The 18260-nt window shown below is 73.0% G+C and carries 16 protein-coding genes; 5 read left to right on the plus strand and 11 right to left on the minus strand.

Going from position 1 to position 18260, the window contains the following annotated elements; all coding sequences use genetic code 11:
- The first annotated feature begins 53 nt into the window (after nt 1-53).
- Nucleotides 54-818: an SDR family oxidoreductase gene (locus tag AB0E88_RS23270; RefSeq protein WP_361633416.1), complete on the plus strand. Its 765-nt coding sequence runs from the start codon at nt 54-56 to the stop codon at nt 816-818.
- Nucleotides 819-885: 67 nt separating this feature from the next.
- Here the strand turns inward: AB0E88_RS23270 and AB0E88_RS23275 are convergent, their stop codons facing one another.
- The gene (locus AB0E88_RS23275) at nt 886-1548 is read right to left on the minus strand and encodes a ScbR family autoregulator-binding transcription factor (RefSeq protein ID WP_361633418.1); all 663 of its coding nucleotides are present in this window, start codon (nt 1546-1548) and stop codon (nt 886-888) included.
- Between the two features lie 236 nt (nt 1549-1784).
- Here AB0E88_RS23275 and AB0E88_RS23280 point away from each other — a divergent pair, with 236 nt between their 5' ends.
- Both AB0E88_RS23280 and AB0E88_RS23285 read left to right on the plus strand, forming a co-directional pair.
- Nucleotides 1785-2750 (plus strand): ScbA/BarX family gamma-butyrolactone biosynthesis protein, encoded by a 966-nt coding sequence (locus AB0E88_RS23280; RefSeq protein WP_361633420.1) that lies wholly within the window; start codon nt 1785-1787, stop codon nt 2748-2750.
- A gap of 7 nt (nt 2751-2757) precedes the next feature.
- Complete coding sequence (locus AB0E88_RS23285) at nt 2758-3735, plus strand: NAD(P)-dependent oxidoreductase (RefSeq protein WP_361633423.1); 978 nt, start codon at nt 2758-2760, stop codon at nt 3733-3735.
- A 42-nt stretch (nt 3736-3777) separates the two neighbouring features.
- On the opposite strand, the gene AB0E88_RS23290 is transcribed toward AB0E88_RS23285, so the two are convergent.
- The 10 genes from AB0E88_RS23290 to AB0E88_RS23335 all read right to left on the minus strand — a co-directional run bounded on the left by AB0E88_RS23290 (nt 3778) and on the right by AB0E88_RS23335 (nt 15223).
- On the minus strand, nt 3778-4530 hold the full coding sequence (locus tag AB0E88_RS23290; RefSeq protein WP_361633425.1) for a 2OG-Fe(II) oxygenase: 753 nt from the start codon (nt 4528-4530) through the stop codon (nt 3778-3780).
- Nucleotides 4531-4631: 101 nt separating this feature from the next.
- Complete coding sequence (locus AB0E88_RS23295; protein WP_361633428.1) at nt 4632-5177, minus strand: methylated-DNA--[protein]-cysteine S-methyltransferase; 546 nt, start codon at nt 5175-5177, stop codon at nt 4632-4634.
- Between the two features lie 35 nt (nt 5178-5212).
- Nucleotides 5213-6013 carry an MGMT family protein gene (locus AB0E88_RS23300; protein WP_361633431.1) on the minus strand — a complete coding sequence of 267 codons (801 nt, stop codon included), beginning with the start codon at nt 6011-6013 and terminating at the stop codon, nt 5213-5215.
- Nucleotides 6010-6600, minus strand: coding sequence for an RNA polymerase sigma factor (locus AB0E88_RS23305; RefSeq protein WP_361633434.1), 591 nt, complete (start codon nt 6598-6600; stop codon nt 6010-6012). Before AB0E88_RS23305 ends, AB0E88_RS23300 begins: the two co-directional genes overlap by 4 nt.
- A 148-nt stretch (nt 6601-6748) precedes the next feature.
- A complete protein-coding gene (locus tag AB0E88_RS23310) occupies nt 6749-7480 on the minus strand; it encodes an AfsR/SARP family transcriptional regulator (protein WP_361633437.1) in 732 nt (243 codons plus the stop codon).
- Between the two features lie 339 nt (nt 7481-7819).
- Nucleotides 7820-9040: a methionine adenosyltransferase gene (metK, locus tag AB0E88_RS23315; protein ID WP_361633439.1), complete on the minus strand. Its 1221-nt coding sequence runs from the start codon at nt 9038-9040 to the stop codon at nt 7820-7822.
- 35 nt (nt 9041-9075) lie between these two features.
- Nucleotides 9076-10473, minus strand: a complete 1398-nt coding sequence (locus AB0E88_RS23320; protein WP_361633442.1) for a lyase family protein — start codon at nt 10471-10473, stop codon at nt 9076-9078.
- Nucleotides 10470-12440 (minus strand): FAD/NAD(P)-binding protein, encoded by a 1971-nt coding sequence (locus AB0E88_RS23325; RefSeq protein WP_361633445.1) that lies wholly within the window; start codon nt 12438-12440, stop codon nt 10470-10472. Before AB0E88_RS23325 ends, AB0E88_RS23320 begins: the two co-directional genes overlap by 4 nt.
- A gap of 48 nt (nt 12441-12488) precedes the next feature.
- Nucleotides 12489-13502 carry a methyltransferase gene (locus AB0E88_RS23330; RefSeq protein WP_361633448.1) on the minus strand — a complete coding sequence of 338 codons (1014 nt, stop codon included), beginning with the start codon at nt 13500-13502 and terminating at the stop codon, nt 12489-12491.
- Nucleotides 13503-13504: 2 nt separating this feature from the next.
- Complete coding sequence (locus AB0E88_RS23335; protein WP_361633451.1) at nt 13505-15223, minus strand: class I adenylate-forming enzyme family protein; 1719 nt, start codon at nt 15221-15223, stop codon at nt 13505-13507.
- 226 nt (nt 15224-15449) lie between these two features.
- Between AB0E88_RS23335 and AB0E88_RS23340 the strand changes: the two genes are divergently transcribed.
- Nucleotides 15450-17153 (plus strand): FAD-dependent monooxygenase, encoded by a 1704-nt coding sequence (locus AB0E88_RS23340; protein WP_361633454.1) that lies wholly within the window; start codon nt 15450-15452, stop codon nt 17151-17153.
- 138 nt (nt 17154-17291) lie between these two features.
- Complete coding sequence (locus tag AB0E88_RS23345; RefSeq protein ID WP_361633457.1) at nt 17292-18164, plus strand: AfsR/SARP family transcriptional regulator; 873 nt, start codon at nt 17292-17294, stop codon at nt 18162-18164.
- The last annotated feature ends 96 nt before the right edge of the window (nt 18165-18260 follow it).

Here is an 18260-nt window from a genome sequence, read left to right on the forward strand (position 1 = left end):
GTGCCACACCGTGCCACGGCTTGGATCCGGGCAGGTCTCAAAGGGGGAGCGACATGCGCGCGTTGGCGGGCAAGACGGCGCTGGTGACGGGTGCGAGCAGAGGGATAGGGCGGGGCATCGCGCAGCGCCTCGCGCGGGACGGCGCCTTGGTGGCGGTGCACTTCCGCGAGGACGAGAGCGCGGCCGCCGCGACCGTCGGAGCGATCCGGGACGGTGGCGGACGGGCGTTCGCGGTACGCGCGGACCTCGGCGCGCCCGGGGGAGTGGAGAGCCTCTACGCCCAGTTCGACGCCGCAGCCGCACGCCATGGCACGGGTCCCGGACTGGACGTCCTCGTCAACAACGCCGGGGTCAGCGGCTCCGCCCGCATCCACGAGGTGACGCCCGAGCTGTTCGACCGCATCTTCGCGGTGAACGCCAAGTCCCTGGTGTTCACGGCCCAGCAGGCGCTCGAGCGGATGCCGGACGGGGGCCGCATCGTCAACATCTCCTCGGCGGCCGCCCGCATCGCCTACCCGGAGTCCCTGGTCTACTCCATGAGCAAGGGGGCGGTCGACACGTTCACCCTGGCGCTGGCCAAGGAGGTGGGGGCGCGTCACATCACGGTGAACTCGGTGCGGCCCGGGTTCATCGAGACGGACATGAACGCGCAGAAGCGCCGTACGAGTCGAGCGGCGGCGGAGCTGGCCGCGTGGTCCGTGTTCGACCGGCTGGGGCAGCCGGCCGACGTGGCCGACATCGTGGCCTTCCTGGCGTCCGAGTCGGCGCGGTGGATCACGGGTCAGTGCATCGACGCCTCGGGCGGTTCCCGGCTGTGACGGCTCCCGCGGCGTGACACGCGTGCCGTCATTGGGCCGCCCGGTGCCGGGCGGCGTCGCCGGAGCCTCAGTCCGCCTTCCGGCCCTCGCCGATCGCGGCCCGCAGCTCGCCGGACCCCGCCGGTGCGAACCGGGCGAGGCGGCGGGCCGGGACGACCCCGGGCAGCAGCCACGTCCACATGTCCGTGACCCGGTCGTGCAGGTCCTGCCGGGCGGTGCGCACCTGTGAGGTGATCTGCACTCCGGCGAACGCCCCCACGATGTACGTCGACAGGTCGCCGATGTTCACCTCGGGCTTGACGTCACCGGCGCCCTGGGCGTTCGCCAGCAGGTCGCGGACGGAGTCGATCCACTGGTTGTACGGCGCCGGGTCGGGTGCCGCGAACGAGCCGAGCTCTATGACGAGCCGGATGCCGGCCCGCAACCGGGTGCTGGAGCGCAGACCGTGGGCCATGCTGTGCGTCAGGTCGATGGCTCGCTGCAGGGCGCGCACCTCGGGACCGGCGCCCCCGGGGAGCAGTTCGAACTGTTCCGCCACCAGTTCCCTGGCCAGGGCCTCCTTCGACTGGAAGTGGAAGTACATCGCCCCCTTGGTGACACCGGAGAGCCTGGCGATGTCGCTGAGGCTGGTGCTGCCGAACCCGGCCGCGTCGAACGCGGCCGCCGCCCCGTCCAGGATCGCCTGCCGGGTCGCCTCCGCACGCTCCTGCCGTGTCCTCGTTCCCGTCACCAAAGTCGAATCTCCTCCCTCGCGGTGCGGATGACGGTATTCCGCCCTCTCCGTCGATCACCGCGATCCCTCGCGCGCCCAAACTTCCTTGTCGCTTTAGCTGAAGAATACCATTCGGCTAGTATTCTCGGCGCGGAGCCCCGGACGCTCGCAGAGCCTTCGAGGCTGCATCGGTACTGGTCAAATGGTGTTTCCACATCAGTTTCCAGAGCTCGGGGGGCACAATGGAATCCCTTTTGCAAGCCGACCGTCCGCATTTCGGAGAGAAGCGCGACCCCAGGCTGTTCGAGCAGACCGTCCCACGAAGCCTCGTCCACCGTGCCGCCGTGTCCGAGGTCCTGCTGACCGGGTGGGAGTCCGTTCACGACGATCACCGCCTCGGTGCGCAGTGGTCCCGCACCCACAGCTACTACGGAGCGGTCGACGGCCGCTGGCACGACCCGATGCTGTTCGCGGAAACGATCCGACAGGCCTGCCTGCTCTTAGCCCACGAAGCGCTCGACGTGCCCATGGGTTCCGGCTTCCTGACCGAGTCCACCGACTTCGAGGTCGACGAGGAGCAGGTACGCCTCTCCCGTCCGGCCCGGCCCGCCCACGTGGTGCTCGACATGCGCCTGAGCCACATACAGCGGCGCGCCGGGACCGTCAGCCGCTACGGCTACGACGTCGTCGCCCACCGCGACGGCGCGCGGCTCGGCAGCGGCCGGCTGAAGGGCAAGTGCACCTCGCAGGCCGTCTACCGGCGGCTGCGCGGCGACCGGATCGACGCCCGACCGCCGCACACCACGACGGCCCCCGTCGACCCGCGGCTCGTGGGCCGCGACTGCGAGTCCGACGTCGTGCTCGGCGCCCGCACCGGCGCCGGCGCCCACCCGCTGCGGATCGTCGCCGACCATCCGGTGCTCTTCGACCACCCGGTGGACCACGTGCCCGGCATGGTCCTCATGGAGGCGGCCCGGCAGGCGGCCCTGCTGGCCCTGGACGCGCCCCGTGGTCTCCTGGTCGCGTGCGAGGCGCAGTTCCGGCGCTACGTCGAGTTCGACCTGCCGTGCCTGGTCCTGGCCGACGAGCCGGTGCGCGTGTCCGCCGAGGAGCCGGAACACGACGGCACAAGACGCCACGCCCTCACCGTCCGCTTCCTGCAGGACGGCATCGAGGCCGGCACCTGCCGGGTCGCGATCCTCACCGCGCCCGGGGAGTGAGCGGCACGTGGCCGAACCCACGACACACGTCCCGCACGGGACCGGCACCGTCCTGGTGGCCGGAGGCACCGGTTTCATCGGGGGCGCCGTGGTGCGTGCGCTGCTGCGGGGCGCCCACTGCGGTGCCACGGACCTGAGGGTGCTGTCGTCGCGCGGCGCACCGCTCGTCTCCCGCGCCGACGGAGTGCGGCACATACGCGCCGACCTCACCCGTCCCGAGACGCTGCGCGGGGTGTGCGAGGGCGTGACGACGCTGGTGCACGCCGCCTCGTACGTGGGCCGTGATCCCGACCGGTGCGAGGCGGTCAACCACCTCGGTGTGCGCGCCCTGCTCGACGAGGCCCGGCGCGCCGGGGTCGCGCGCATCCTCCATCTGAGCACCGCCTCCGTGTACGGGACCGGCCCGCACCGTGGAGCCGGCGAAGACGAGATCACGCCCCGCCCCTTGTCCCCGGCGAGCGTGTCCCGGCTGCGCGGGGAGTCCGCCGTCCTGGACGCCGGCGGCATCGTGCTGCGGCCGCACCTGATCTACGGGGAGGGCGACCGCTGGGTGGTCCCGAGCCTGGCCCGGATGCTGACGGCCGTTCCGGACTGGCCGGCGCACACCAGGCCGCTCACCTCGCTGATCTCGCTGGAGGACCTGGCGCGCTGCGTCGTGGCCCTCGTCCGTGACCACGAGGCGGCCCGGGGCCCCGCGATCTACCACGCCGCCGATCCGCGTCCGCTGCCGTTCGGCCGGCTGCTGCTCGCCCTGCACCGTGTCCTCGGGCTGCCGCCGGCGCCCGGCGACATCTCCCCGGCCGAACACCGCGCCCGCATCCGCCGGGCGATGCCCGCGCTCTCCGACCATCAGTACGCCCTGGTCACCCAGGACCACTGGTACGACGCGCGCAGGCTGTGGGAGCGGTGCGGGCAGCGGCCCGGGCCGGAGTTCGAGGTGCAGTTCGCCGCATGCCGGGACTGGTACGCGCGGCAGCCGGCCTGACACCGTGGCCGGTGCCCCCCGGCACCGGCCACGGCTCCGGCGTCACGGTGCGTCGTGGAAGATCACACCGAGGACGTGCCGCCGGCCTTCGTGCACCGAGCTCACCCCGTGGCGCAGCATGGTGCGGCTCCAGCCGCGTGCCGACCGCACCGGCCGGTCGTGCACCGCGAAGATGATCCCCTGCCCCTGGGCCGGCCGTTTCACCACGGGACGGGACTGGGCGCGCGGACGCTGCTCGACGAAGACGCTCTCTCCACCGGTGAAGTCGACATCGGGACGGTCCAGCATCACCGCCACCTGCAGCGGGAACGTCAGCTCGCCGTAGACGTCCTGGTGGAGGCAGTTGTAGTCGCCCGGGCCGTAGCGCAGCAGCAGGGGGGTGGGCCGCAGCTGTCCGGCCGCGGCGCACGCGGCCGTCAGTTCGGCGTGGGTCTGCGGGAAGCGGGGCCGGTCCAGGCGTTCCGCCCACTGGTTGGCGATCCGCGCCAGCGGCGGGTAGAGCCGCGTGCGCAGCGCGGTCACGACGTCGGGCAACGGCGCCGCGAAGTAGCGGTAGCGGCCGCTTCCGAAGCGGTGGCGGCCCATGTCGACGGTGCTGCGGAACACCTCGTCCCGGTCGAAGAGCGCGCGGATCTCCTCGCAGGCCTCCGGTGACAGCAGGGGCGGGGTGACGGCGACGCCCTCGGCGTCCAGCTCCGCGCTCAGCGCCGTCCAGTCCAGCGCGTCCACGGCGGGCAGGTCGAGGGTGTCGTCGGCGCCGGCGTCGGGCGCGGTGGGGATGCGGTCGTGGTCCATGCCCGGCAGGTGAGGGGTGTCGTAGCTGGTCAGGGTGGGCTCCGCGGTCGTGGATGAAGACGGGCGCCGGAGGCGGGGGATGTGCTCCGGCGCCCGCCCGTTCAGTGGGAGGGCGTGGCCGTGCGGCCGGACTCCAGGTCGAGCAGGAACCGCTTGGCCGCGACACCGCCCGCGTAGCCGGTCAGCCGGCCCCCCGAGCCGACCACCCGGTGACAGGGCAGCACCACGCACAGCGGGTTCGCGCCGAGCGCGGTGCCCACGGCCCGCGCGGCCCGCGGCCGTCCCAGCGCGGCGGCCAGCTCGGCGTAGGTGCCCGTCCTCCCGTACGGGAGGATGCCGTCCAGCCGCTCCACGGTGGTACGGCTGAAGGGTGTGGCCAGACGCAGGTCCATCCGTACGGTGAACGCGCGGCTGCGGCCTTCGAGGTACGCGTCGAGCTCGCGGCCCGCCTCCTGGAGGATGCGCAGCTGGGCGGGGGTGGCGGCGTCGGCGTCCACGGCGGTGAGACCACCGCGGGTGATCCGGTTCACCGCCTGCTCACGGTCGTCGAAGGCGCACAGCACCAGCGCGTCGTCGGTGGCCGCGAGGGTCAGCTGACCCAGCGGGGTGCGGTGCGAGGCGAGTGCGGCGGTGAGTGGGGTGGGCATGGGGACCTCTCTGTGGTGCTGCGTGGTGCGCCGGGTCAGACGGTGAGGGGCCGGCAGCTCTTGCAGGCCCGGTAACCCGCCTCGCGGGCGTCCTGCGCGGTGCGGAAGTGCACCCGGTGCCCGGGGGTGATGCGGCGTGCGTGGGCGCAGGTGGGGTGGCAGTAGATGAAGGTGGTGTCGCTGCCGAGGAACACCGCGCCGGCCCGGGACAGCTCCGCCACCCGGCGCATGTCGATGTGTTCGGCCCGGCGCAGGGCCTCACCCGCCTTCGGCAGGTACGCGGCGTCGCACGGCGATCCGTTGTCGTGCGTGACCCGGTGGCACGGTATGAGCACGGCGACGGGGTTGGCCGCCAGCGCGCGCAGTATCTCGGGGACCGAGGGCGGGGCCTCGGCGCCTGCCTCGCGGGCGATCCAGCTCAGCGGCCGAAGCTGCCCCGCGGGAATGTTGCGCACCGCCTCCAGCACCGCGCGCTGTTGTGCGGGCAGCCCGGACAGGTCGATCGCGAGCCGGCGGGCCCGGCCGGTGCGCAGCGCGGGAAGGAGCCCGGGGAGCGGCCGGCCCCCCGGGATCGCCGAGCGGCCGGTGCGCGCGCGGTGCAGTTCCTCGAATCCGGTCGGGGTCAGGCCCGCCGAGTCCAGGCAGGCGCCGGTCACGGCGCGTGGACCGGCGGCCACGAACAGACCGCCCGCGGCGGTGTCGAGGCGCACGTACGTGTCGTAGCGGTCCTCGGAGATGCCCGCACGGCGCAGCACGCGCAGCGCGAAGTCCTCCGGTGCCCCGGTCGCGAGATCCGGCAGACGCCGCGTGACCGCGTCGCCGTTGCTTTCGTTCACATCGTCACCTCCTTCAGGGCCGTCGGCTCCGGTTCGAGCAGTCGCCGCAGGCCGGCCAGCCCGCGGGAGACCTGCGCCTTCGCGGTGCCCACCGCGCAGCCCTGTACCTCGGCCACCTCTGTGTAGCTCATCCCGATCACATGGTGAAGCACGACCGGTATGCGATGGTGCTCGGGTAAGGCGGACAGCGCCGTGACCAGGCGGGAGCGGTCCTCCGCGGTCGCCGCGCGTTCCTCCGGACCCGGGCCGTGGTCGGGCCAGACGTCCATGGTCTCCTCCACGGGCAGTCCGGCCGTGGCCGGGCGCCGTGTCCGGGTACGGACGTGGTTGCGCCACACGTTCGCTGCGATGGTCATCAGCCACGCGCGGGGACGCAGCTCACGGCGCCGTGCGGGGCTGTATTCCTGCAGCGCCGTGTAGGCGCGCAGAAACGTGTCCTGGCCCAGGTCGTCCGCCTCGGCGAACGAGCCGGAGACCCGGTACAGGAACGCGTGCACCGCCCCGGCGTGCACCCGGACCAGCTCCGTGAAGCCGGATTCGAGGTGCGCCGCCAGGAGATCGGTCAGCTGCTCGGCCTTGTCGTCCATCACTGAGAGAAACACCGTCCGGGGCCAGGGGGTTGCAGACGTCGGGAAACGGTCGTCCGCCGACGCCGGGAAGCGGTCGTCGGCCGATCACGGGAAGCGGCCGTCCGGGGAGGACCGGAAGCGGCCGTCCGGGGAGGACGGGAACGGGTCATCGGTGGACGACCGGGGCGTCCAGCGCCGAGCTGCCGGCCAGGACCGCCTGGTACAGGCGCCGCATCCGGGGGACGGGCTCGATGCCCAGGGTGTCGCCGAGTGCCCGGCGCAGGCCGTGGAAGACGTCCCCGGCGCGTTTGCGGTCGCCGGAGCGGTACAGCGCCACCATCAGCTGGGCGTGCACGTTCTCGTGGGTGGGGTGGCGGGCGGTCAGGTCACTCAGCTCGTCGACCAGCTCCCGGTGTTTGCCGAGGGCCAGATCGGCCTCGATGCGCTGTTCCAGGACGCCTTGCCGGGTCTCCGCCAGCTCCGCCAGGTGCGGTGAGCTCAACGGGCCGGTGCGGACGTCCGACAGCGCGGGCCCGCGCCACTGGGCGAGGGCGAGGGTGAACATCTCCGACGCGGTGCGGTGCTCCCCGGCGGCGGCGGACAGGCGCCCGCGCCGCGTCAGGTCGGTGAACAGGAACCGGTCGTGGTCGGTCGTCTCCAGGGCCAGCTGGTAGCCCTGGTTCCTGGTGAGCAGCAGACGGCTGTGGTCGCCGCGGGGGCCGCGCAGAGCCTGGCGTATGTGGAGCACGTAGGTCTGGAGCGTGGACATCGCGCTCTTCGGGGGAGTCGATCCCCACAGCTCGGTGATGCAGTCGCCGGCCCGCACCATCCGCGGTGCGTTCAGCATCAGGAAGGCGAGGAGCTGGCGCGGCTTCGGTGCGCTCGGCACCAGATTCACGTCGGAATCGGACAGTAAGAGGGGGCCGAGAACGCCCGACTTCATAAAGAATTCCTATCCCCGTGGTGTCGTAACACTTCGAACAGGCATCCTGTTTTTCGTTTCGAGGATAGGCATGTAACGTTTTCGACGTCAAACGGAATGGGGACTTATAATTAATTCGGTCAGCCGGCCGGTTCTTTTTCCGGACGGTATTTCGGTACGGTAATCCGGCGGCCGGGTGATCCGCGGCGTCCGGGCCCGAGGCGCACAGGCACGGGACGCCACCCGCCGGGAAACGGGTGGGCGACGACGGGGCCCCGGACCACGGGGGTCCGGGGCCGCGTTCGGAGCGGACGGTTACCGCCGGGCGGCCCGGCGCAGCGCGTCGACGCGGTCGGTGCGCTCCCAGGTGAAGTCGGGCAGTTCCCGGCCGAAGTGGCCGTAGGCGGCGGTCTGGGCGTAGATCGGGCGCAGCAGGTCCAGGTCGCGGATGATCGCGGCCGGGCGCAGGTCGAAGACCTCCTTCACGGCCTTCTCGATGGCGGCCTGCGGGACGGTGGCGGTACCGAAGGTCTCCACGAAGAGGCCGACGGGTTCGGCCTTGCCGATGGCGTAGGCGACCTGCACCTCGCACCGGGAGGCCAGACCGGCGGCGACGACGTTCTTGGCGACCCAGCGCATGGCGTACGCGGCGGAACGGTCCACCTTGGAGGGGTCCTTGCCGGAGAAGGCGCCGCCGCCGTGGCGGGCCATGCCGCCGTAGGTGTCGATGATGATCTTGCGGCCGGTCAGGCCCGCGTCGCCCATCGGACCGCCGATCTCGAAGCGGCCGGTGGGGTTGACCAGCAGCCGGTGGTCCTCGGTCTCCAGCTTCAGGCCCTCCTGGGCCAGTTCGTCCAGGACGTGCTCGACGACGTGCTCGCGCACGTCGGGGGTGAGCAGGGCGTCCAGGTCGATGTCACTGGCGTGCTGCGAGGAGACGACCACCGTGTCCAGGCGCTTGGGCTTGCTGCCCAGATACTCGATGGTGACCTGCGTCTTGCCGTCCGGGCGCAGGTAGGGCACCGTCCCGTCGCGCCGCACCTCCGACAGCCGCCGCGACAGCCGGTGGGCCAGGTGGATGGGCAGCGGCATGAGGCTGGGCGTCTCGTCGCAGGCGTACCCGAACATCAGGCCCTGGTCGCCGGCGCCCTGCAGCGCCAGCCGGTCCTCCTGCGCCGGCGAGGAGCCGTCCACCCGCTGCTCGTAGGCGGTGTCGACACCCTGGGCGATGTCGGGGGACTGGGCCCCGATGGAGACGGACACCCCGCAGGAGGCGCCGTCGAAGCCCTTGACGGAGGAGTCGTAGCCGATCTCCAGGACGGCCTCGCGCACGAGGGCGGGGATGTCGGCGTACGCAGTGGTGGTGACCTCGCCCGCGACATGGACCTGACCGGTGGTGATCAGGGTCTCCACGGCGACGCGGGCCGTGGGGTCCTGGGCGAGGAGGGCGTCGAGGATCGTGTCGCTGATACGGTCGGCGATCTTGTCGGGATGGCCTTCGGTGACCGATTCCGAGGTGAAGAGCCGAGCAGACATGAGAACTCCTGAGGGTCGGGGCGACGGGGCATGGATCAGGGCGTGCGGTGACGTTCCAGGGCGTGGTCCACCAGGGAGGCGGCCGCGCCCGTGTACGCGGCGGGATCGAGCAGATCCGCCAGTTCCGCGGGGCCCAACGAGGGCCCGACGAGCGGGTGTTCGGACAGGACGTCGGCGAGCGGGCGCCCGGTGCGCGCGGCGGTCTCGGCCGACTCGGACAGCACCCGCTTCGCCGTCGCCTTGCCGAACGCGGGCGCCAGCACCGCGACGATCCGCTCGGACGCCATCAGGGCGCCGGACGCGGCCGCGTTCGCCCGCATCCGCTCCTCGTGGACGACCAGCCCCTCGCACAGCTCGACGGCGGTGTGCGAGGCGCCGCCCGCCAGCCGCAGACACTCCCGCAGCAGCAGCCATTCGGCGTGCCAGACGCCACCCGAGCGCTCGTCCTCGGTGACCAGGCACTGCGTCAGCGCGCCCGCCAGCGCGGGCACCTGGAGCGCGGCCGAACGGATCAGCGTGGTCAGCACCGGATTGCGTTTGTGCGGCATCGCCGAGGAGGCGCCCCGCCCGGCCACGGGCGGCTCGGCGACCTCACCGACCTCGGTCCGGCCCATCGACTGCACGTCCACGGCGATCTTCCCCAGCGCCCCGGTCACGAAGGCGAGCGCCGCGGCAGCGTCCGCGACGGGGGAGCGCAACGCGTGCCAGGGCAGCGGGGCCTCGGCCAGCCCGGTCTCCGCCGCGAACGCCTTCGACAGCGCCGCCGCGTCCGCGACCGGCGCGCCGTCCACCGCCGCGTACTCCAGATAGCCGGCCAGGGTGCCCGCCGCACCGCCGAGCGAGACGGGCAGCCCGCCGTCCAACAGCCGGCCCACGCGGCCGGCCGCCTCCCGCACCAGCAGCCCCCAGCCGGCCGCCTTCAGCCCGAAGGTGATCGGAACGGCGTGCAGCGTCAGCGTCCGCCCGGCCATCAGGGTGTCCCGGTGCCGCGCCGCCAGCCCGTCCAGCGCCGCCGCGACGCGCAGCAGGTCGGCGTGGACCAGGCGCAGCGCCCGGTCGCAGACCAGCATGGCGCCGGTGTCGAAGATGTCCTGACTGGTCGAACCACGGTGCACGTAGTCCGCCGCCTCCGGGTTCTCCTCGGCGACGACCGCGGTGAGGGCCCGGACCAGGCCCACCACCGGGTTGGCGCTCTCCCGGGCGGCGACGGCGAGCCGGCGCACGTCGATCCGCTCGGCCCGGGCGGCCCGGGTGATCGCCGCGGCGGCCCACGCGGGCAGGGTGCCGAGCCCGGCCTGGGCGCGTGCCAGCGCCGCCTCCGCGTCCAGCATCGCCTGGAGCCAGGCCTCGTCACCGACCGCCCGCTCCACCGGAGTGCCCGCCCGCACCGGGGAGAGCAGCCCCGAGTCGAGACCCGCCGGGTGCGCCGTCATGCGGGTGCCTCCGTCAGCGTCCTGCCCGGACGGCCCGCGGAGGCGTCCGCGGCGGCGGGGTCGAGGGCCAGGACCGCCCGCGCGATGGCGTCGGAGTCGCCCAGGGTCACCGAGTTCACGCCGGGCCTGATGCCGGCCGCGGTCACCCAGTGCACCGCCTCCGTCGGCACCCCGTACGCGAAGCGCCGCGGATGACTGCGGCCGTAGGCGTCGACCAGGTGGTACGGGCGCTCGGTGACCTCGAGGCCGCCCGTCTCGTAACTCGTGCCGCACGCGCCGGGAATGCGGAACGGACGGCACTGCCCGCTGGACAGCAGCCCGCGCAGCAGCGGATCGGCGGTCCGGCGCACATCGGGCTCCGGCAGCCGCGCCTCCACCAGTACCCGGGCGGGCACCGGGGCACCGCCCACACCGTCCGACTCGGCGACGAACGCGCCCGCCGTGCCGTCGACGCGCACCCGCATGCCCGGACCGATCAGGTCCAGGACACCCGCCTCCAGCAACGCGATCAGCTCCTCGACGCGCGAGGAGGGCGGCCCGATCGACAGGAAGGCGTTCAGCGGGGTGTACCAGCCCTCCACCTCGTCCCGGTAGGACGTGCCGTCCAGGCCGCCGTGGTCGAGGGCGAGCCGCACCTCGTTGCGCAGGTCGCGCAGCACGTCCAGGGCCGCCTTGAGCGGTCCGCTCACGTTGCCCGCCCGGGCCTCGCGCACGTCGGAACGCAGATGCTCCAGCATCCAGCGGCGGAACTCCGCCCGGTCGGCGAACTCCCCGTCGCCGTACGGCCGGAAGATCCGCTCCCAGTCCCACCGCTCCTCGCGCGGGATGCGGTAGGTGTCGAGCAGCCGCTCGGTGTGGCCGGAACCCTCGGGCAGCGAGACGAACCGCTGCGTGAACTCCTCGCGTTCGGCCTCCCGGCCCCGGCAGCTCAGCAGCGTCCCGTAGTAGACGCTCTCCACCTCCCGGGCGATCAGCGGCCACAGGTCGGTGCCGAAGTACACCCGTTCCCCGTCCACCGCGCGCTCCCGCAGCGCCGCGACCACCTCCTCGGTCAGCACGCGCGGCTCGTGACGGCCGTGCGCACCCTTCTCGTTGGCGCCGCGGGCGTGGTACGGGATGCCGCGCCGCGAGCCCGCGACGATCCGCGGCTCGCGGCCGCAGGGGCGGTAGACGAGACGCTCGCCGACCCGGTCGAAGCGGCCGCCGCGCCCCACGGTGAGCAGCGCCATGTGGTCGAAGAAGTTCAGTCCGAGCCCGCGCAGCAGCACCGTCTCACCGGAGCGCACGTGCGACAGGTCCAGGTCGGCCGGGTTGGCCGGCAGGACGTGCAGCAGCCCGTGGGCCCGCGCGCGCTGCGTGAACTGGCGCTGGGCGGAGGAGACGGAGGCCGGCACGTGTCCCTGGGAGAGAACGACCGCGTCGAGGCCGTCGATGACCTCCCCGTCGGACAGGACGACCTGCTGCGCGCCGTCCTCGGGCCGCTCCCGCAGGGCGACGGCCCGGGCCTGGTGCACCCGCACCCGTACGTGCGGCGGGGCGTGGGACACCACCCGGGCGAAGACGTCCTCCAGGTAACGGCCGTAGAAGGCCCGGGTCGGGTAGTCGTCCGGGCCGATGCGGCGCGCTTCGGCGAGCACGGCCTCGTCGTACAGCGGCGCCTCGCGGGACCCGTCGCCGAGCGTGCGCGCCCATTCGTACAGGCTGGGGCCGGGCTCGACGGGGCCGTCCATCTCCACGCTGGCGTCGGTGAACACGGTCACCTGGGAGGCGACGGTGTTCATCAGCAGCACACGCGGCTGTCCGGTGCGCCACACCCGTCCGGCTCCGGGACGGTAGGGGTCGACGACGTGCACGGTGACCGCCCGGTGAGCGGGCGCGGAGCGTTCGTTGGCGCACAGCCGCTCCAGGACCGACAGACCGCGCGGTCCCGCACCGACGAGGCACAGGTCGAGGTCACCGCTGGGCATAGGGAGACTCCATGGGTGTCAGGGGAGGGCCGGGACGCGGGGAACGCCTCATACCGGTGCGGCGATCAGCAGACTCGTCTCGAGGGCGAGGGAGTGCACGCTCTCCAGCCGCAGGCCCGCGGCGCCCAGGACGGAGCGGTATCCGTCGAGGGTGCGCTCGCGGCCGCCCGCCGCCATCAGCAGGTGCAGGTCCCACAGCAGCGGCAGCACGGGCGCCGTGCCGTCGGTGGCGACGACCCTCTCCAGCACCAGCAGGCGGCCCGTGTCCGCCATGGCCTCGCGGACGTTGGCGAGGAGCGTCACGCATCGTTCGTCGTCCCAGTCCTGGAGCACCCGGGACAACAGGTACACGTCGTGGCCCGCGGGGACCTTGTCGAAGACGTCGCCCGCGACCGTCTCGAACCGGTGGGCGTCGACGGTGGCGCCCAGGTGCCGCTCGGCCACCGGCAGCATGTGCGGCAGGTCGAAGACGGTCCCCGTCAGGTGCGGATGGGCCTGGAGCACGGCCGACAGCAGCAGTCCGCTGCCGCCGGCCACGTCGACCACGGTGTGCGCCCGCGTGAAGTCGAAGGCCGCCGCGACCTCGGGGAAGAACACGTTGCCGGCGTTCATGGCGCGCAGGAACCGCGGCCCGGCGTCCGGCTCGTCGCGCAGATGGGCGTGCAGCGAGGTGCCGAAGGCGTGCTCGAAGCCGGAGGTCCCAGTACGGATCGCGGGGACCACCGCACCCCAGGCGCGGTGGAACTCCTCCCCGTACAGCAGCACCATGTCGCGCATGGACTGTTCCCCGTCGGCGACGAGGAGCGCGCCCACGTCGGTGAGCCCGTAGCCGCCCTCCTCGTCGCCGCTGAACACGCCGAGCGCCGCGAGCAGCCGCAGCAGCCGCGCCAGGCCGTCCTCGCTGGCGCCCGTGCGTTCGGCCAGCGCCGGGACGGTGCGGTCTCCGGCGGCGATGTGGTCGGGCAGCGACAGCGCGGCCGCCGCGTGCAGGGCCTGGGCCCGCCACGTGCCGGTGATCAGATCGACCACCTGACGTGCCGCCGTCGTCTCGGTACCGGACATGATCAGACCTTCCGTACGGGGGAGGACACGGCGAGCGCGGGGTCGCCGGTGCGGGACAGGACGGTGCGCAGGCGTTCGCGCAGCAGGCGCTTGAGGACCTTGCCCGTCACCCCCACGGGGAGTTCGGAGCGGTCGGCGGCCAGCAGCAGGCCGCCGAGCGGTGCCAGGCCCTCGCGGACCAGGGCCGCGTTGCAGGAGGCGAGCAGCCGGGCCGCGTCGCGCTCCTCGCCGTCGGTGAACAGGACGACCGCCAGGGGACGGGAGTACCCCGGGGACTCCGGATCGTCGACCGCGACGACCGCCGCGTCCAGCGCCTGCGTCGCGAGCAGGACGACCTCCTCCGCGGGCAGGCTGTGCACGGGACCGCCGGCGGTGTGGATCACGTCGGGAGTGCGGTCCAGGTGGTACCAGGTGCCGTCGCGGTCGCGGCGCATGATGTCACCGGTGAGGAAGTACCCGTCGACCGTCGACTCCTCGGTCAGGTCGGGCTCGTCCAGATAGCCGGCGGTGATGCTGGGTGTGCGCACACCGAGCCGGCCGGCCTGCCCGTCGGGCAGTTCACGGCCCTGCTCGTCGAACACGGCCGCCTTGCGCACCACCTTGGCGGGCAGGCCGATGTGGCGTGCGTACCGGGTCGTCTCGGGTGTGTAGGCCTGCTTGAACAGCACCATGCCCATCTCCGACGAGCCGAGTCCGTCGAGGTAGCGCGAGCCGTTCAGCACCTTGCCGTTCTCGGTGCGCCGGCCCAGCGCGATCAGCGGCCGGATGTGCCGCTCGTGGGAGGCGTCACCCATGCCGTGCCACGTGTGCAGGTGCCGGGCGGCCTCCGGGCTGATCTGCTCGGTGGGTATCTCGGCCAGGGTGAGCGGGAAGGCCAGCACGGTGGTGGGGTGGAACAGGTTGACCGCCCGCGCCACGGCCTCGCCGCTCGCGTCGTCCAGGATCAGTGTCGGGATGCCGAGCATGATCGCCAGGCTGAGATAGCTGATGCCCGCCGAATGGCTGTGCGGCAGGGCCGTCAGCAGCCGGTCGGAGCGCAGGGAGGGGAAGGACCACAGCCGTTCCCGCTTGCCCGCGAAGAACGAACCGTGGTGGAACACAGGCGCCTTGGGCCGGCCGGTGGTGCCCGACGAGTGCGAGATCATGACCAGGTCACCGGCGGCGTGCCGGTACGGGAAAGCGGGCATCGGCCGGGGCGGCAGCGCGGCGGTGGCGGCGAGCGAGGCGATGTCCGCGACCTCGGGCGTGGCCTTCCCCGGCGCGTCCGCCTCCCAGGCGTCCGCGAGGCCCTTGAGCAGGTCGCCGTCACCCACCAGCACCGTGGTCCGGGTGCGCAGGAAGTACTCGGCGGCCGTCGCCGGGGCCATCTTCGGGTTGCAGTGCACGGCCGCGGCACCGAGCGACGTGATGGCGATGTGGTGGATCAGGCCGAGCAGCCCGTCGCGGGTGTGCAGGCCCACGTGCGCCCCGGGCCGCACCCCGTGGCCCCGGTACCAGTGGGCGTAACGGATCGCGGCGACGCGCACGTCGTCCAGGGACATCGCCTTCGGTACGCCCGTCGCCCAGTGGGGGGAGGACACATCGGGGTGGAACAGCAGCGGACGGTCCCGGTCGCGGGCGATGCGCCACGCGCGCCAGAAGAAATTCCCCGCCCCCAAATCCCGGTCCGTGTGCAGGCGCAGGCGTTGCGCGACGGACCTGTGGGTGCCGGACAGGAACATAGGAATACCTCACACTCCGCAGTGATGCGCCGAATTCATCGGTCACCGGTGAGACATCGCGGCCCGTGATACCCCAGCGGTTCGGTAAAGGTTCGTGGCGGAGTCTCCAACCGGCTGCTAAAGGGCCGATGGAAAGCCGTCCCGGGCGCCGATCTTGCTTCGTTCTTCAGAGCGGGTTGCGACGATCGCACCGGTTCGATCGAGAGAAGGCTGGAGGCCGCGTCGGATGGACGACCCGCTGACAACCCCGGTAGCCGTGGTCGGCGGCGGTCCGGTCGGATTGATGCTCGCGCTGCTGCTGGACCGGCAGGGAGTACCGTGCGTGGTCCTCAACACCCAGGCGGGCGTGCCCGATCAGCCGCGCGGCAGCACCCACAACGCGCGGACGATGGAGCACTACCGCACACTGGGACTGGCCGAGCGGATCCGCCGGCTCGGTCTTCCCGCCGGCCACTCGGCCGGCATCTCCTTCTTCACCCGCTACAACGCGCACGAACTGGCGCTGCTGCCCTGGCCCGGCAGCGGCGACGTGCTGCGCCGGCGGATCGCGGCCGACCGCACGGACCCGACCCCGGAACCCATGCACCGGGCCAACCAGATGTACGTCGAGCGGCTGCTGCTCGACCACGCGCGCACCCGGCCGCGCATCACGCTGCGCTACGGCTGGACGGTCACCGCCCTGCACGAGAGCGCGCGGCACGTCGACGTCGTGGCCGAACGCGACGGGGCCCGGAGCGTGTTCCGGGCCGGGTTCGTCGCGGGCTGCGACGGCGGCCACAGCCTGGTCCGGCGCCACCTCGGCATCCGCTACGAGGGAGAGGGCACCCTCGACCAGGACATCCTCGGACGCCGCTCCACCGCCGCCCACCTGCGGGTGCCGACGCTGTACCGGGACTTCCTGCGGGATCGCGGCGCATGGAGCAACTGGGTCGTCAACGCGGACCTCGCGCTGAACCTGATCGCGCTCAACGGCGTGGACGAGTTCTTCCTCCTCACCAGCTCCGTCGACCCGGACACGGCGACCGACGCCGAACTGGTGCGGCTGGTGCAGCGGGCGGCGGGCGAGCCCCTGCCGGTCGAGGTGCTCAGCCACCGGCCCTGGACCGCGGGCGCGGCGCTGGTCGCCGAGTCCTTCGGCACGGGCCGCATCCGCCTCGCCGGCGACGCCGCGCACCTGTTCACACCCAACGGTGGCTTCGGCATGAACACCGGGGTGGACGACGCCGCCAACCTCGCCTGGAAACTCGCGGCGGCCGTGGCCGGCTGGGCGGGCCCGGACCTCCTGGACACCTACGGCGTCGAGCGCCGGCCCATCGCCCTGCGCAACACCTCGGCGGCCCGGACCCTCGGCCAGGGACTCGGCGCCGTCGACCGGCCCGCCTGGCTGGAAGCGGACTCCGCATCCGGCGAGGCCGCCCGGGTCAAGACCGGAGCGGAACTGGCCGAGTACGGGATGCGCACCCTGGACACCCTCGGGGTGCAGCTGGGCGCCCGCTACGACGGCTCACCGATCGTCGCCGGGGACGGCACGGGGCCGGTGCCCGACTCCTTCGCCGCGTACACGCCCTGTGCCATGCCGGGCGGCCGTGCACCCCACCTGTGGCTCGACGACCGCCGCACGGACGGCAGTTCGCTGTTCGACCGGTTCGGCCCCGGGTTCACCTTGCTGCGCCTCGGCCCCCGCCCACCCCGGACGGACCGGATCGAGGCCGCGGCGGCTGCCCGGGGCGTGCCGCTGCGCACCCTGACGCTCGACGATCCGCTCGCGCGCGAGGTGTACGAGCGTGATCTGGTGCTGATCCGCCCCGACCAGCACGTCGCCTGGCGCGCCGACCGGGAGCCCGGTGACCCCGGGGCGCTCCTGGCACAGGTCACCGGGTGGCCGGACGGGGCGGCGCGCCCACCGGGCCCGGCCCGCGGGCGGTGGTGAACAAGCGCTGAACAGGTCCCCGTGACGGGGCCGGCACGACTTGAGCGACGGTAGAATCCGCGCGGATCGCGACGTTTGACCGGGTATTGCGGCGGGATGACCTCCGCCGGCCCGCCCGGGCGACGATGGGGGAGTCACATGGAGTTTCGCGTTCTCGGTCCTCTGAACGTGTGCGACGACGACGGCCGCCACAGAACCCCGACGGCGCCGAAACAACGGCAACTGCTGTCGCTCCTGGCGCTCAACGCGAACCACGTGGTGTCCGTGGCGCAGATAGTCGAGGAGATATGGGAGTACCGCCCGCCGTCGAGCGCGGTCGCGGCGGTGCACACCTACGTCATGCAGTTGCGCCGCTTCCTGGACGGGGCCCGGCGCGGCCCGGGACGCACCCCCGGCCGGCTGCAGACCCGCGACCAGGGATACCTGCTGAAGCTGAACGCCGGCGAACTGGACCTGGACCGCTACGAGCAGCAGGTGCGGGCCGCGCGCGCCGTCCTGGACGCCGGCGAGTACACCGAGGCCGCCGAGCAGTTGCGCGCCGCCGAGATGATGTGGACGGGGCCGATGCTCGTCGACGTGCCGACCGGACCGCTGCTCAGGGCCGCCATCGAGGTCGTCGAGCGTGACCGGCTCGACGCCGTTCCGCAGCGGCTGGGCGCCGAACTGCGCCTCGGCAGGCACCATGAGATCCTCGGCGAACTGACCGCGCTGGTGCATCAGTACGGCACGCACGAGGATCTCGTCGCGCACCTCATGCTCGCCCTGTACCGGTCGGGCCGGCAGGCCGACGCGCTGATGGCCTACCACCGGCTGCGGGCCCGGCTGCGGGAGGAACTCGGCACCAGGCCGTCGGCGCGGCTGCAACGCCTGCACACGCGCATGCTCTCCGGGGACCAGCGGCTGGAGCCGCCCTCGAGCTCGCGCTCCCGGCAGTCGCTCAACCTGCTGGCCGAGCGCACCGTCCCCGCCCCCCGGGACTCGGTGGGCGACGGCGGGCTGGTCCGGGTCTGACGGCTCTGCGGGGGAGCCGGGCGGCGCGGGAGGCGCTCTCCGGCCCGCCGCGGACGCCGTACGAGGTCGACGGCGTCGAGGACGTCCCGTGGCCTG

The organism is Streptomyces sp. NPDC028635, from assembly GCF_040637635.1.
GTDB lineage: Bacteria > Actinomycetota > Actinomycetes > Streptomycetales > Streptomycetaceae > Streptomyces.

Coding starts and splice junctions, on each gene's coding strand:
- AB0E88_RS23305 (WP_361633434.1), bottom strand. CDS start 6,600: ATGGACGACAAGGCCGAGCAGCTGACCGATCTCCTGGCGGCGCACCTC.
- metK (WP_361633439.1), bottom strand. CDS start 9,040: ATGTCTGCTCGGCTCTTCACCTCGGAATCGGTCACCGAAGGCCATCCC.
- AB0E88_RS23270 (WP_361633416.1), top strand. CDS start 54: ATGCGCGCGTTGGCGGGCAAGACGGCGCTGGTGACGGGTGCGAGCAGA.
- AB0E88_RS23320 (WP_361633442.1), bottom strand. CDS start 10,473: ATGACGGCGCACCCGGCGGGTCTCGACTCGGGGCTGCTCTCCCCGGTG.
- AB0E88_RS23295 (WP_361633428.1), bottom strand. CDS start 5,177: ATGCCCACCCCACTCACCGCCGCACTCGCCTCGCACCGCACCCCGCTG.
- AB0E88_RS23325 (WP_361633445.1), bottom strand. CDS start 12,440: ATGCCCAGCGGTGACCTCGACCTGTGCCTCGTCGGTGCGGGACCGCGC.
- AB0E88_RS23340 (WP_361633454.1), top strand. CDS start 15,450: ATGGACGACCCGCTGACAACCCCGGTAGCCGTGGTCGGCGGCGGTCCG.
- AB0E88_RS23290 (WP_361633425.1), bottom strand. CDS start 4,530: ATGGACCACGACCGCATCCCCACCGCGCCCGACGCCGGCGCCGACGAC.
- AB0E88_RS23330 (WP_361633448.1), bottom strand. CDS start 13,502: ATGTCCGGTACCGAGACGACGGCGGCACGTCAGGTGGTCGATCTGATC.
- AB0E88_RS23345 (WP_361633457.1), top strand. CDS start 17,292: ATGGAGTTTCGCGTTCTCGGTCCTCTGAACGTGTGCGACGACGACGGC.
- AB0E88_RS23335 (WP_361633451.1), bottom strand. CDS start 15,223: ATGTTCCTGTCCGGCACCCACAGGTCCGTCGCGCAACGCCTGCGCCTG.